We start from the raw sequence: 13,430 nt of genomic DNA on the forward strand, positions 1-13,430 counted from the left end.
CCGACTAGACTTTGACCCAACACCCGGCAGCAACCGCCGGGTGGTGACCCGAGGAGCCCACCTTGGCTGCTGAGCTGCACGTCGAGCTCGTCGCCGCGGACCGCAGTGTCTGGTCCGGCGAGGCCACCCTGGTCGTCGCGCGCACCACGTCCGGCGACATCGGCGTCATGCCCGGTCACCAGCCGCTTCTCGGTGTGCTGGAGTCGGGCCCGGTGATGATCCGCACGAGCGACGGCGGGACGGTTGTCGCCGCTGTGCACGGCGGTTTCGTCTCGTTCGCCGACAACAAGCTGTCCCTGCTCGCCGAGATCGCCGAGCTGTCGGACGAGATCGACGTCAAGCGTGCGGAGCGGGCGCTCGAGCGCGCGAAGTCGGATGCCGACGCATCCGCCGAGCGTCGCGCGGACGTCCGACTGCGTGCGGTGGCGACGCGCTGACCCCTGGGGGAGCGCGGAGTGACATGACTCAGCCGCGGCCAGGACCGGAGACACTTTCCGGACCGGGTCGCGGCTGAGGCGATCCTTGGTCAATTTTGCAGTTCCGTTATCGGATCCGCTGTCGGGCCCGTTATCAGATGAGGCGAGGAGGTCGGTACGAATGGTCCTCGTTCTCGTGCTGTGCGTGGTCGCGGTCGTCGTACTCGTATTGCTGGGGTTGTTCGTCTTCGGCCTGCGGCGCCGGCTGATCCAGCGGTCCGGGGGCACCTTCGACTGCTCCCTGCGGTGGGACGTGCCCGAGGAGGGCGACGCGTCCGGCAAGGGCTGGGGCTACGGCGTGGCCCGCTACAACGGCGACCGCATCGAGTGGTTCCGCGTCTTCTCCTACGCGATCAGGCCGCGCCGCACCCTGGAGCGCTCGGCGATCGAGGTGACGGGACGGCGCGCGCCCGAGGGCGAGGAAGAGCTGGCGCTGCTCTCCGACGCGATCGTCCTCGCGTGCTCGCACCGCGGCTCGCGTCTGGAGCTGGCGATGAGCGAGGACGCGCTGACGGGTTTCCTCGCGTGGCTGGAGGCGGCGCCGCCGGGCCAGCGGGTGAACGTGGCCTGAGCGGTTTTCTTCGTACGAAGAAGCCGGGCGAACGGGGGGCGGCCCCGTTCACCCGGCTTCCGTCGTGTGTGGCTAGCCGAGACCGCTGTTGATCGCGGTCACCAGTTCCCCACTGGCGGTGTCACCGCTGAACTCCCAGAAGAACGCGCCGCCCAGGCCCTGGCTCTTGACCCACGCCATCTTGGAGTTGATGGTGGCGGGGGTGTCGTACGACCACCAGTCGCTGCCGCAGAACGCGTACGCCGTACCGGCCACCGTGCCGTTCGCCGGGCACTTGGTCTTGAGGACCTTGTAGTCCTCGATGCCCTGCTCGTAGGTGCCGGCGGCGGGGCCGGTCGCCGTGCCGCCCGGCTCCTTCTGGGTGACGCCGGTCCAGCCGCGGCCGTAGAAGCCGATGCCGAGGAGCAGTTTGCCGGCCGGGACGCCCTGTGCCTTCAACTTGGCAATGGCGTCAGCCGAGTTGAAGCCCGCCTGCGGGATGCCGGAGTACGACGTGAGCGGGGAGTGCGGGGCGGTCGGGCCCTTGGCGTCCCACGCGCCGAAGAAGTCGTAGGTCATGACGTTGTACCAGTCGAGGGACTGGGACGCGCCCGCGTAGTCGTTCTTCTCGATCTTGCCGCCCGATGATGCGTCGGCCGTGATGGCCGCCGTCACCAGGTTGTTCGAGCCGAACTTGGCGCGCAGCGCCGTCGTGAGCTTCTTCAGGGCGTCCTGGCCGCTCGTGTCGCAGGACAGGCCACAGGCGTTGGGGTACTCCCAGTCGATGTCGATGCCGTCGAAGACGTCGGCCCAGCGCGGGTCCTCGACCAGCTTGTAGCAGGAGTCGGCGAACGCGGCGGGGTTCTGTGCCGCCTGGCCGAAGCCACCGGACCAGGTCCAGCCGCCGAAGGACCAGAGGATCTTCAGGCCCGGGTGCTTGGCCTTGAGCTGGCGCAGCTGGTTGAAGGCGCCGCGCAGCGGCTGGTCCCAGGTGTCGGCCTGGCCCGAGACGGAGTTGGCGGCGGTGTACGCCATGTCCGTGTCGGCGTAGGAGTCGCCCATCGTGCACTGGCCGTTCTGCACGTTGCCGAAGGCGTAGTTGATGTGCGTGACCTTGGCGGCGGAGCCGGAGGTCTCCAGGTTCTTGGGGTAGTAGGCGCGCCCGTAGACGCCCCAGTCGGTGAAGTACCCCATCTTGACCTTGCCGCCGGTGCCGGGGCCCGGGTCGGTGGTGCCGCCGCCGGTGGTGTGCACCTTGACCGCGCCGGAGACGGGACCGGTCTGGTCCGCGGTGTCGCGGGCCTGCACGGTGTACGAGTAGTCGGTGCCGGCGGTGAGCCCGGTGTCGGAGTACGAAGTCCCGGTCACCGTCGCGACCTTGGCGCCGTCGCGCAGGACGTCGTAGTTCTTGACGCCCTTGTCGTCGGTGGCCGCGGTCCAGGAGATCTTGGCCGAGGTGTCCGTGACGGAGGAGGCGCTCGGGGTGCCGGGGGCGGAGGGGGCCGCGTCGCCCGGGACGTCACCGCCGTCGCAGGAGGCGCCGTTCAGCTTGCAGCCGGTGGGGGCGCCGGGGCCCGAGCCGTTGAACCCGAAGGAGACCGAGGCGCCGGGGGCGAGCGTCCCGTTGTAGGAGGCGTTCTTGGCGGTCCAGTGGTCGGCGGAGTTGGTGACCGTGGCGTCCCACGCCGAGGTCACCTTCGTGTCGGAGGGGAAGTCCCACTCGACGGTCCAGGAACTGAGCGCCGTGGTACCGGTGTTCTTCACGGTCCACTTGCCTTCGAAGCCCGTGCCCCAGTCCTGGGTCTTCGCGTAGGTCGCGGTGGCCGTGCTCGCGGCGGCCGCCGCGTGGGAGGGGGTGGCGAGGCCGACGAGCGCGGCGGCCGGGAGCAGCAGGGTGGTCAGTCCTGCCACGGCTTTGTGTCGCGGTTTCATGCTGAGTCTGAAGCGCAAGGGGTGCTCCTCGGGTGTTCCGGGGGTCATGACGGGGGGTGGAACCCTGCGCCGCCCGTGAGCATTGCCGTGCTTGGTCATGTGCATGGCGCTGCGCACCGCAGTGCCGTGAGGATAGAAAGGTCTGGACCAACGGTCAAGGTCTAAACCAATCACGAAAGCCGCCCCGGCACAGAACCAACTCCCGTGCCAGGGCGGCCTCTTGCGCGGAAGACCCCGGTCAGCGCTCCCCGCCCGGCACCCAGAGCACGTCCCCGACCGCCTTGTTCGCCGTACGCGCCAGGATGAAGAGGAGGTCGGAGAGGCGGTTCAGATATGTGGCCGTCAGCGGGTTCATCGTCTCGCCGTGCGCCTCGAGAGCCGCCCACGTGGAGCGCTCGGCCCGGCGGACCACGGTGCACGCCTGATGCAGCAGCGCCGCACCCGGCGTGCCCCCGGGCAGGATGAAGGACCGCAGCTTCTCCAGCTCCTCGTTGAAGCGGTCGCAGTCCGCCTCCAGCTTGTCCACGTAGAACTGCTCGACCCGCAGCGGCGGATATTTCGGCTCCTCGACCACCGGGGTGCACAGGTCGGCGCCCACGTCGAACAGGTCGTTCTGGACCCGCACGAGGACCTTCACGACCTCCTCGTCGAGCCCGCCGAGCGCGATCGCCGTACCGATGACGGCATTGGCCTCGTTGGCGTCGGCATAGGCGGAGATCCGCAGATCGGTCTTGGCGGTCCGGCTCATGTCCCCGAGGGCGGTGGTGCCCTGGTCGCCGGTCCTGGTGTAGATACGCGTCAGATTGACCATGGGGTCAGCGTAGTTACGCCGGCGCCCCGCGCGACGGCACGGGAGGGCCGGATGGGCCCCGCCAGGCGCCCAACTACGCCGTACGGGACGTCTGGTGGCCCGTCCCGGTGTGATGTCCGTCATGTGAGACGTGACGCGCATCTCTTAGCGGTCACATGACCGCCCGCGGGCGCTAATGTCCGCCGAAGAGATATGTGAACGGGTGTCAAGCGTTACGCGGTCAGCGGATGAAGTGGACAAGGGGAGTCGCACAGTGGCAGGGAAGCTCGCCGTCATCGGAGCCGGTCTCATGGGTTCCGGAATCGCCCAGGTCTCGGCGCAGGCCGGCTGGGACGTCGTCCTGCGCGACGTCACCGACGCCGCACTGGCCCGTGGCACCGACGGCATCAAGGCCTCGTACGACAAGTTCGTCGGCAAGGGGAAGCTCGCCGCCGAGGACGCAGAGGCCGCGCTCGGGCGCATCACCACGACCACCGACCTGGACGCGGTCGCCGACGCCGACATCGTCGTCGAGGCCGTCTTCGAGAAGCTCGAGGTCAAGCACGAGATCTTCCGCGCGCTCGACAAGATCGTGCGTGAGGACGCGGTGCTCGCCTCCAACACCTCCGCCATCCCGATCACCAAGATCGCGGCGGTCACGGAGCGCCCCGAGCGCGTCGTCGGCGCGCACTTCTTCTCGCCGGTCCCGATGATGCAGCTGTGCGAGCTGGTCCGCGGCTACAAGACGAGCGACGAAACCCTCGCCACCGCACGGGAGTTCGCCGAGTCGGTCGGCAAGACGTGCATCGTCGTGAACAGGGACGTGGCGGGGTTCGTCACCACCCGCCTGATCTCCGCCCTCGTCGTCGAGGCCGCGAAGCTGTACGAGTCGGGCGTCGCCACCGCCGAGGACATCGACATCGCCTGCAAGCTCGGCTTCGGCCACGCCATGGGGCCGCTCGCCACCGCCGACCTCACCGGCGTCGACATCCTGCTGCACGCCACGAGCAACATCTACACCGAGTCCCAGGACGAGAAGTTCGCTCCGCCGGAGCTGATGCGCCGGATGGTTGACGCGGGTGACATCGGGCGCAAGAGCGGGCAGGGGTTCTACAAGCACTGACACCTCGTCACCCCGTGGGTCACCCCACGGGGTGAATTCGGTATCGGTTCGCTTACAGACGGCAACTTCTGCGCCCCCGCGCCAGTCAGTTGCAGTGACATACCAAGAATCGCCGTACGACACAGAGACCACTGGAATCACGGCACACAAGCACTCTCGGGGAGCGCATATGCACATCAGGGGCGACCACGCCGGGCTGGCCGTCGGGGGCCGCCTCGACGTCCGGAGCGCGGCGGACGCCCGTACGGTCCTGCACACGGCCCTCGACGACGGGGTCGGCGACCTGCTGCTCGATCTGTCGGAGCTGGACTCGTGGGACGCGACCGGGCTCGGCGTCATCATGGGCGCCCACCGGCGGGCCGGACGCTGCGGCCGCAGGCTCGTGCTGCGGGGTGTGCCGCCCCAGATGCAGCGCCTCCTGGTGGCGACGCGGCTGCACCGGATCCTCGCCATCGAGGGCGGCATCGGGGTCGAATCCCTGCCCAGGGTGTGAACCGGACGTTCCGATGTCCGGCGCCCACAATGTCCGGCGCCCACAATATCCGGCGCCCACAATCCTCATGAGACCGTGACGTCTCGGACGACGTGGCACCCCGGGTGTCCGGCAATACTGAGCCAGGTCTAGGGTTCGGTCGCCCGCGGATTGACGGACCCACCACGCGGACACCGGACCAGAAGCGACAGCGCAGTGTGCACAGGCCGGGAGGGGCAGCGGCACACCACGCTTTTGGGGGCTTTGACCATGGACCCGATGAACCCGGGACCGGAAGACTTCGGGCACGATCCGTACGGCGGTGAACCCCGCGACCGTGCGGACCGGGGCCGCCACGACGACGAGGGCGACAGCCGGGCGGGCCGCCCGCGGCCGCCCAGGGATCCCCTGACTCCCGACTTCGGCCAGCCCTCGCAAGGGCTCGCCCGCACCGTGCGGCTCGTGTCCGGCGACTCCCTGCTCACCGTCAACCCCGTCGACGGCAGCGAGATCGAGCCCTGCCCGCCGGGGGAGCGGCCGGGCCGCCCCGCCAAGTACGCCCCGGCGGACCGCGCCGAACGGGCCCGCGCCGCCCGGCCCCCGCTGCCGGCCGGCCCGCCGCTGCCCCGACTGCCGCTCCTGGAGCGCCAGGAGGAGCGCGAGCGGCTCGTACGCCTCCTCGCGCGCGGACGCTCCGTACGGCTCACCGGACCCTCGGGCTCGGGGCGCAGCGCACTGCTCGACAGCGTCGCCGAGGACTGCGCGGACATCGCGCCCGACGGCGTCGTCCGGCTCTGCGGCCACCGGCGCTCCTCGACGGACCTGCTGTACGACCTCTTCACCGCCGTGTACGACGCGCCGCTGCACCGGCCCGACCGCGCCCTGCTCCTCGAACTCGTCCACGACATCGGCGCCGTGGTCGTCCTCGACGACCTGGAGTTCGGCGGCGCGGCCCTCGACGAACTCCTCGACGCCACACCCGAGTGCGCCTTCCTGGTCGCGGCCACGCCCGACGTCGCCGCGCCGTCCGCCGACTCGCACCTCGAAGAGGTCTTCCTGGGCGGCCTCGGCCGCGGCGGGGGACTCGAACTCCTGGAGCTGACCGTCGGCCGCGCCCTCACCGACGACGAGGCGAACTGGGCGGGCGACCTCTGGTTCGAGTCGGAGGGCCTTCCGCTGCGGTTCGTGCAGGCCGGCGCGCTTCTGCGGCAGCGCGACCAACTCCGCGCCGACCCCGACGCCTTCGACGAGTCCGGCTACTTCGGGGGCCTCGGCGCCCGGCCCGCCGACGTGCCCTTCGATGCGCCCTTCGACGCCGAGGACGGCCATGACGTGCCGCTGCCCTCGCTCGCCGACGGCGCCGCGCCCGCGGCCCTGCTCGCGTCCCGGCTCAGCGCGTCGGCCCGCGCCACCCTGCGGTTCGCGGTCGCGCTGGGCGGCGAGCTGCCGCACCAGGCCCACCTGCCTGCCCTCGTGGGCGACACCCACGCCGACGCGGCCCTCGCCGAACTCGCCGGCTGCGCCCTCGTCTCCCCGGTCGGCGGCCGCTACCGCCTCGCCTCCGGCGTGTACGACCAGCTGGCCGCCGTGGGCTACGCCGACGACGCCGCCGACCACGCGCACACCGCCGCCCGGCACTACGCGTGGTGGGCCGGCCACCCCTCCGTCGGGCCCGAGCGGGTCACCGCCGAGGCCGACGCGCTGCTCGCCGCCCTGAGCGTGGTCGTCCCGACGACGACCCCGACGCCGCCCACGTCCCCGACCGCGACCGCCGCCTCGTCCTCGTCCGCGTCCTCGTCTGCGCCGGACGACGAGGGCGGCGTCGCCGTGCGGCTCGCCCGTACCGCCGCGCCCGCCTTCGCCGCCGGGCTCGGCTGGACCGCCTGGGAGCGCTGCCTGCGGTCCGGTCAGGAAGCCGCGAGGCTGGCCGGCGACGTGGCCGAAGAAGCCTATTTCCACCATGAGTTGGGCATCCTGGCGCTGCTCGGCGGGCAGCTCGACCGGGCCCGCGCCGAGCTGGAGGCCTCCATCGCCCTGCGCGGCGCCCTTGCCGACAAGCGGGGCACCATCGCGGGCCGCCGCGCCCTCGCCCTGGTCGCGGACCGCTCCGGCGGCGCGCTGCCCGGCGGGCGTACGGCCGCGGGCGAGGAGGTGCCGGCCGCGCGCCACGAGGAGTCGGCGTCGCCGCCCGGCGGGGTACCGGCCGCGTTCACGCGGCCCGTACCGGCCGCCGAGCCCGACACCGTCGTGACCCGGAAGGCGGTTCCCGGCGGCCTCTCTGCCAAGGCGGGCGCGGCCCGTAGCGCCCTCCTCAGCGGCGCGCGGCGCAACCTCGTGGCCGCGGGCGCCGGAGCGCTCCTCGTGGCCGTCCTGGGCACCGTCGTGACGCTCGGCGCCACGTCGAACACCGACACGCCGTCCGACAACGGCAACGTGAACCCGTCGGCTTCGCAGGGCGAGGACGGCGGGGACATCGGCGTCGGCACGGCGGACACGGGCGGCGACACGGGCTCGACGAGCCGGCCCGCCGACCCGGGCAAGGACGGCATCCCGAACACGACGGACGACCCGACGCCCAGCACCGGGCCGACGCCCGGCGAGAGCGGCACGCCGTCGGGCGAGCCGAGCGGCAAGCCCTCGGACACGCCGTCCGACAAGCCGACCACGTCGAAGCCGCCGACCACCAAGCCGCCCACGACCAAGCCGCCCACGACCAAGCCCCCGACGTCGAAGCCGCCGACGAGCTCCCCGTCGCCCTCGCCGTCCGAGTCGCCGTCCTCCACGCCGCCGTCCCCGGGCACGTCGAACTCGGCGAGCGGTCCCGCGCCGAGCAGCCCGGCGGACAGCGCGCCGGGCGCCTCGTCGACGATCTGACGGCCCCTGACGGCCTGAAGGCCGTACACGCGCGGCACACGCGGCACATGACTGAGGGCCGGGTTCACAGGAACCCGGCCCTCAGTCGTGTCCGACGGGTCAGAACAGGCGGAGCTTGTCGTCCTCGATGCCGCGCAGCGCGTCGTAGTCCAGGACCGTGCAGCCGATGCCGCGGTCCGTGGCGAGGACACGGGCCTGGGGCTTGATCTCCTGGGCGGCGAAGATGCCGCGCACCGGGGCGAGGTGCGGGTCGCGGTTCAACAGCTCGAGGTAGCGCGTGAGTTGCTCGACGCCGTCGATCTCCCCGCGTCGCTTGATCTCGATGGCGACGGTCGCGCCGTCACCGTCCCGGCACAGGATGTCGACGGGCCCGATGGCCGTCGGGTACTCGCGGCGGATGAGCGTGTAGCCCTCGCCGAGGGTGTCGATCCTGTCGGCGAGGAGCTCCTGGAGGTGCGCTTCCACGCCGTCCTTGATGAGGCCCGGGTCCACGCCCAGCTCGTGCGAGGAGTCGTGGAGGACTTCCTCCATGGTGATGATGAGTTTCTCGCCCGCCTTGTTGATGACGGTCCAGGTGCCGCTGTCGTCGCCCGTGCCCTCCTTCAGGGTGCAGGGCGGGGACATCCAGTTGAGGGGTTTGTAGGCCCTGTCGTCCGCGTGGATCGAGACGCTGCCGTCCGCCTTCACGAGGATCAGGCGGGGAGCAGACGGGAGATGGGCGGTGAGCCTGCCCGCGTAGTCCACGGAGCAGCGGGCGATGACGAGACGCATGGTCGGCAACGCTACTCGACGACCGGTGGTCCACGCGATTCGCCCTGGAACTACCGGGTTCGTATATGGCCGGTTGTGGACGGACTGTGCGCGCCATGCCCTGTTGCGCGCCGGGGAGGTTGCTTACCGTATAAGCGGGAGGTCGCGACGCCTGTACACAGCGTGTTCGTGGTCGTACGTCGTCGCGCGCTCCTTACCTGCCCGTCAGCCCCCGCTCCCCGTGGGGGTGCGAGAGGAGAACCCATGTCGCTCGACGTCTCACCGGCACTGTTGGAACAGGCCGAGCGAGGCGAGGTCGACGAAGCTGACTTCGTCGACTGCGTCCGGACCTCCCTGCCTTACGCATGGGAGATGATCAGCTCCCTGGTGGCCCAGCTGAAGGTCGACGGCGGAGACTTCGCCGACAACCAGACGCCTCCGCCGGACGAGCAGGCACGTGGGCAGCTGCTGCGTGCGCTGGCGAGTGACGCGATTCGTGGCGCGCTGCAGCGGCACTTCGGCGTACGGCTGGCCTTCCAGAACTGCCACCGTCTTGCGGTGTTCCCACAGGACCCGTCGGTGGACGGCACGCTGGCTCGCTTCACCTCGCCCCGCAACCAGCTGTTGAACCAGTCACCTGAGCTCAGGGACTGCTGACGGCCGGTTGAAGAGGGAATCGGATGGTCCGCCGCTCCGTACGCGGGAGGTGCTCAGGTACGGGGCGGCGGACCGCGCGCCGCGCGGCCGGTACGGGTCTCAGCGGAGCCGGGGGAGTACGTCGGCGCCCAGCCTGCGCACGTTCTCCTCGGTGGCCGCGAGATCGCCGGAACCCTCGACGAGCAGCGCGAACCGCGTGATGCCCGTGCGCTCCGAGGTCGCCGCGAGCCGGTCGGCGCACTGCCCCGGGGTCCCCACCGGGTGCAGCCCGCAGAGCAGCTCCGTGTACGCGATGGGGTCCCGCATGGACCGGATACGGCCGTCCACCGTCACATGCGCGTCGAGGCCCTGTTTCAGCCAGCCGGGCATCGCCTTGACGAGGGCCTCCCGTGCCTCCGTGCCCCGATCGCCGATCTGCGCCACCCCGGCCGAGACGTGCGGTGCGGCGTCGATCTCCTCCGGGGTGCGGCCCGAGGCGCGGGCGTGCGAGCGCCACAGCGCGACCATCGCGGCCTTCTCCTCGTCGTCGGCGTGCATGCCGAGCAGCATCGGCAGGCCGCGCTCCGCAGCGAGGCGCACGCTGGCCGGCGAGGTGCAGGCGACGACGACCTCGGGCCCGTCGGGGGAGTCGAGCGCCTCGTCGGGGGAGTCGAGCGCCTCGTCGGGGCGCGGGACCACGGGGACCTCGCGGAAGCTGAACCGTTCCCCCGTGGCGGCGACGCTGGGCTCGCGCAGCCAGCGCAGCAGCAGGTCGAGCGACTCGGGGAACCCGTTCTCGTACGCGTCGAGACCTGAGCCGAAGACCTCCAGGTCGACCCAGGGGCCGCCGCGTCCGACGCCGAGGGAGAAGCGGCCGCCGGACGTCAGGTGCAGCAGCGCCGCCTGCTCGCCGAGGGCGACCGGGTGGGCGGTCGGCAGCACGCTGACCGCCGTGCCGACGCGGATGCGCCGGGTGCGGCCGAGCAGCAACGCGGCGAGTGTCACGGCAGACGGGCAGGTGCCGTACGGCACGAAGTGGTGTTCCGCGAGCCAGACCGCGTCCAGGCCGGCCTCCTCGGCCACCTCGGCCGACCGCACCGCCCGGTGCAGCGCCTCCCCCTGGCCCTGGCCGGGGAACTGGGCGGCCAGTACAAAAGTTCCTACACGCATCGCACTCCTGCCTTCCTTGGCGCCGACGCGGCACTCCCCCCACCGGCAATAACGGCTGACAAGTGCCAAGGGCACGGCTTCCCATGGGGATTGGCAGATTTTCCGGTGAACTCATGAGGGTGACGGAGTGCGGGTACCCGAGTGACGTCCGCGTACGCTGGATGAGCCCCAAGCCGCCGTGCAGGCCCTGTACCAGTCCCAGAGGAGAGCCGGTGTCCCCGCGCAAGAATCACTCGTCGTCCCGTCGCGGCGGCCGCCCGTCCAGCAGCGCACGGGACGAGGAGCAGGGGGACCGCTACGGCGGTTTCCAGCGCACGGAGAGCTGGCAGGGCGAGGAGTGGAGCGTGCGTCACGTCGCGGGCGCGAGCGCCGCCGGCAAGACGTACCGGTGCCCCGGCTGCGACCAGGAGATCCCCTCCGGGGTCGCGCACGTGGTGGCCTGGCCCGAGCACTCCGGCGTGGACGAGCGCCGGCACTGGCACAAGGCGTGCTGGAACGCGAAGGACCGCCGCACCACACGGGTGCAGCGGTCCCGGAACGCGCCTCGCTACTGAGGGTCTTACACGTCGCGCCGCTCCAGCAGCACGAACGCGCCGGCCACGGCTGCGGCCGTGACGCCGACCAGCAGCCACACCTGGGACCCGCCCGAGCTGCCGCCGTCCGCGCCGAAGATCTTGGCGAGGGAGTTGATGGCGTTGTACTCCTGCATCTTCTCGCCGAGCTTCTGCGTGCTGCGCGAGATCACCAGGAAGACCGGCAGGATCGACGGCAGCAGCACGAGGCCGAGCATCGCGGTGATCGCGCCCGCGGAGTGCCGCAGCATCGAGCCCACGGCGAGGCCGAGGACGCCGAGCAGGGACACGTAGAGCGCGCCCTTGAAGACCGTGCCGCCCCAGCTCAGGTCGCCGACGCCGGGGCCGCTGTGCATCGACGCGGTGAGCAGACCCACCAGGAGGATGGAGCCCGCCGAGACGATGAACGAGACCGTGAAGAACACCAGGATCTTGGCGGCGAACACCCGGTAGCGCTGCGGCGACGCGGTGAACGTCGTGCGGATCATGCCGGTGCCGTACTCCGACGACGTCACCAGGACGCCCAGCGTGATCAGGCAGATCTGGCCGAGGAGCAGGCCGATGAAGGCCGGGAACGTGAACGGCAGATCGCGGTAGTTGAGGTCCTCCGTCTGGGCGGAGACGAGCAGGCCGCCGCCGAGGACCAGGAACAGGAAGATGCCGAGCGTCCAGACCGTGGACCGCACGGACTTGATCTTCGTCCACTCCGAGGCGAGCGCGTGCCCCAGGTGCGTGCGCGTGACCGGGATGGGCGAGGTGTACGAAGTGCCGGGCGCGCCCTGCCAGTTGGGCGCACTCTGCGGGGCGTAGGCCTGCGGAGCCGGCTGCGGGGGCGGCGTCGTCATCGGGGGTCCTCGGGCTTGTTCAGGTCGGCGGGGGCGGGCGCAGCAGGTGCTGCGGGCGCGGTGGGCGGCTGCTGCGGCGGCGCGGCGTACGGGTTCGGGCCGCCCGGAGCCGGCTGCGGCGGGGCGTACGGCTGAGCGCCCTGAGGCTGGGGCGGCGGCGGGGCGTACCAGTCCGGCTGGCCCTGGCCGGGCGCGGGGAACTGCTGCTGCGGCATCACGCCCGGCGGGAGCTGCTGCTGGAGCCCGGCCCGCTGGTCGGCGGTCGAGCGGTAGTCGACGGCGCCCTGCGTCATCCGCATGTACGCCTCCTCCAGGGAGGCCTGGTGCGGCGACAGCTCCCACAGGCGTACGTCGGCGCCGTGCGCCAGGTCGCTGATGCGGGGGAGCGGCAGGCCCATGACGCGCAGCGCGCCGTCCTGCTCGGGCAGGACCTGGCCGCCGGCCTCGGTCAGGGCGGCCGTCAGCTTCTCGCGCTGCTGGGGCTCCGTCGCGGGGGTGCGCACGCGGGCGAAGTCGGCGGAGTTGTGCGAGATGAAGTCCCGCACGCTCATGTCGGCGAGGAGCTGCCCGCGGCCGATGACGATCAGGTGCTCGGCGGTCAGCGCCATCTCGCTCATCAGGTGCGAGGAGACAAAGACCGTACGGCCCTCGGACGCCAGCTGCTTCATGAGGTTGCGGACCCAGAGGATGCCCTCGGGGTCGAGGCCGTTGACCGGCTCGTCGAAGAGCAGCACCTGCGGGTCGCCGAGCAGCGCGGCCGCGATGCCCAGGCGCTGCCCCATGCCGAGCGAGAAGCCCTTGGAGCGCTTCTTCGCCACGTCCTGGAGACCGACGACGCCGAGCACCTCGTCGACGCGGCGGGCCGGGATGCCGGACAGCTGCGCGAGGCAGAGGAGGTGGTTACGGGCGTGCCGGCCGCCGTGCACCGCCTTGGCGTCCAGGAGCGCGCCGACCTGGCGGGGGGCGTTGGAGAGCTTGCGGTACGGGTAGCCGCCGATCGTCACCTGACCCGTGGTCGGCTGGTCGAGCCCCAGGATCATGCGCATGGTCGTCGACTTGCCGGACCCGTTCGGACCCAGGAAGCCGGTGACGGTACCCGGTCGGACCTGGAAGGAAAGGTTGTACACGGCTGTCTTGGCGCCGTAGCGCTTCGTCAGGCCGACTGCCTCGATCATTCTCCGCACCCATCGAAAGGTTCAGGACATCGGGGCACACGCCCCCGTAAGGGTTAGGAGCCTAT

13 protein-coding genes are annotated in these 13,430 nt (G+C 71.3%); 7 read left to right on the forward strand and 6 right to left on the reverse strand.

All coding sequences use genetic code 11. The features are described 5' to 3' along the window. Positions 1–62: 62 nt before the first annotated feature. Both EOT10_RS27325 and EOT10_RS27330 read left to right on the forward strand, forming a co-directional pair. Entirely contained in the window at positions 63–437 is a 375-nt protein-coding gene (locus EOT10_RS27325; protein ID WP_127831003.1) for a F0F1 ATP synthase subunit epsilon, read from the forward strand. Between the two features lie 160 nt (positions 438–597). Continuing rightward, a complete protein-coding gene (locus EOT10_RS27330) occupies positions 598–1,047 on the forward strand; it encodes a DUF2550 domain-containing protein (protein WP_127831004.1) in 450 nt (149 codons plus the stop codon). A gap of 72 nt (positions 1,048–1,119) precedes the next feature. On the opposite strand, the gene EOT10_RS27335 is transcribed toward EOT10_RS27330, so the two are convergent. Together EOT10_RS27335 and EOT10_RS27340 are read right to left on the reverse strand one after the other, a co-directional pair. After that, positions 1,120–2,958: a glycoside hydrolase family 18 chitinase gene (locus EOT10_RS27335; RefSeq protein WP_127831005.1), complete on the reverse strand. Its 1,839-nt coding sequence runs from the start codon at positions 2,956–2,958 to the stop codon at positions 1,120–1,122. 238 nt (positions 2,959–3,196) lie between these two features. Then, entirely contained in the window at positions 3,197–3,769 is a 573-nt protein-coding gene (locus EOT10_RS27340) for a cob(I)yrinic acid a,c-diamide adenosyltransferase (RefSeq protein ID WP_127831006.1), read from the reverse strand. A 253-nt stretch (positions 3,770–4,022) separates the two neighbouring features. Here EOT10_RS27340 and EOT10_RS27345 point away from each other — a divergent pair, with 253 nt between their 5' ends. From EOT10_RS27345 to EOT10_RS27355, 3 genes are all read left to right on the forward strand, one after another. Then, a complete protein-coding gene (locus EOT10_RS27345) occupies positions 4,023–4,871 on the forward strand; it encodes a 3-hydroxyacyl-CoA dehydrogenase family protein (RefSeq protein WP_127831007.1) in 849 nt (282 codons plus the stop codon). A 169-nt stretch (positions 4,872–5,040) separates the two neighbouring features. Next, positions 5,041–5,364 (forward strand): STAS domain-containing protein, encoded by a 324-nt coding sequence (locus tag EOT10_RS27350; protein ID WP_127831008.1) that lies wholly within the window; start codon positions 5,041–5,043, stop codon positions 5,362–5,364. A 249-nt stretch (positions 5,365–5,613) separates the two neighbouring features. Beyond that, a complete protein-coding gene (locus EOT10_RS27355) occupies positions 5,614–8,217 on the forward strand; it encodes an ATP-binding protein (protein WP_127831009.1) in 2,604 nt (867 codons plus the stop codon). Between the two features lie 99 nt (positions 8,218–8,316). Here the strand turns inward: EOT10_RS27355 and nucS are convergent, their stop codons facing one another. Then, positions 8,317–8,988: an endonuclease NucS gene (nucS, locus tag EOT10_RS27360; RefSeq protein ID WP_189492137.1), complete on the reverse strand. Its 672-nt coding sequence runs from the start codon at positions 8,986–8,988 to the stop codon at positions 8,317–8,319. 243 nt (positions 8,989–9,231) lie between these two features. Between nucS and EOT10_RS27365 the strand changes: the two genes are divergently transcribed. Beyond that, entirely contained in the window at positions 9,232–9,624 is a 393-nt protein-coding gene (locus EOT10_RS27365) for an SCO5389 family protein (RefSeq protein WP_127831010.1), read from the forward strand. Positions 9,625–9,723: 99 nt separating this feature from the next. Here the strand turns inward: EOT10_RS27365 and EOT10_RS27370 are convergent, their stop codons facing one another. After that, on the reverse strand, positions 9,724–10,773 hold the full coding sequence (locus tag EOT10_RS27370) for an LLM class flavin-dependent oxidoreductase (protein WP_127831011.1): 1,050 nt from the start codon (positions 10,771–10,773) through the stop codon (positions 9,724–9,726). A gap of 212 nt (positions 10,774–10,985) precedes the next feature. Between EOT10_RS27370 and EOT10_RS27375 the strand changes: the two genes are divergently transcribed. Next, positions 10,986–11,327 (forward strand): ATP/GTP-binding protein, encoded by a 342-nt coding sequence (locus tag EOT10_RS27375; RefSeq protein ID WP_127831012.1) that lies wholly within the window; start codon positions 10,986–10,988, stop codon positions 11,325–11,327. Between the two features lie 5 nt (positions 11,328–11,332). Here the strand turns inward: EOT10_RS27375 and EOT10_RS27380 are convergent, their stop codons facing one another. After that, positions 11,333–12,190 (reverse strand): ABC transporter permease, encoded by an 858-nt coding sequence (locus tag EOT10_RS27380; RefSeq protein WP_127831013.1) that lies wholly within the window; start codon positions 12,188–12,190, stop codon positions 11,333–11,335. Further along, a complete protein-coding gene (locus EOT10_RS27385) occupies positions 12,187–13,365 on the reverse strand; it encodes an ATP-binding cassette domain-containing protein (RefSeq protein WP_127831014.1) in 1,179 nt (392 codons plus the stop codon). The genes EOT10_RS27380 and EOT10_RS27385 overlap by 4 nt, the downstream gene beginning before the upstream one ends. Between the last annotated feature and the right edge of the window lie 65 nt (positions 13,366–13,430).

The sequence above is a fragment of the Streptomyces antnestii genome (assembly GCF_004005495.1).
Classification (GTDB): domain Bacteria; phylum Actinomycetota; class Actinomycetes; order Streptomycetales; family Streptomycetaceae; genus Streptomyces; species Streptomyces antnestii.

Bases quoted from the DNA above. Each gene is read 5' to 3' on its own strand.
- EOT10_RS27335 (WP_127831005.1), bottom strand. From the start codon at position 2,958: ATGAAACCGCGACACAAAGCCGTGGCAGGACTGACCACCCTGCTGCTC.
- EOT10_RS27340 (WP_127831006.1), bottom strand. From the start codon at position 3,769: ATGGTCAATCTGACGCGTATCTACACCAGGACCGGCGACCAGGGCACC.
- nucS (WP_189492137.1), bottom strand. From the start codon at position 8,988: ATGCGTCTCGTCATCGCCCGCTGCTCCGTGGACTACGCGGGCAGGCTC.
- EOT10_RS27355 (WP_127831009.1), top strand. From the start codon at position 5,614: ATGGACCCGATGAACCCGGGACCGGAAGACTTCGGGCACGATCCGTAC.
- EOT10_RS27350 (WP_127831008.1), top strand. From the start codon at position 5,041: ATGCACATCAGGGGCGACCACGCCGGGCTGGCCGTCGGGGGCCGCCTC.
- EOT10_RS27385 (WP_127831014.1), bottom strand. From the start codon at position 13,365: ATGATCGAGGCAGTCGGCCTGACGAAGCGCTACGGCGCCAAGACAGCC.
- EOT10_RS27330 (WP_127831004.1), top strand. From the start codon at position 598: ATGGTCCTCGTTCTCGTGCTGTGCGTGGTCGCGGTCGTCGTACTCGTA.
- EOT10_RS27365 (WP_127831010.1), top strand. From the start codon at position 9,232: ATGTCGCTCGACGTCTCACCGGCACTGTTGGAACAGGCCGAGCGAGGC.
- EOT10_RS27380 (WP_127831013.1), bottom strand. From the start codon at position 12,190: ATGACGACGCCGCCCCCGCAGCCGGCTCCGCAGGCCTACGCCCCGCAG.
- EOT10_RS27370 (WP_127831011.1), bottom strand. From the start codon at position 10,773: ATGCGTGTAGGAACTTTTGTACTGGCCGCCCAGTTCCCCGGCCAGGGC.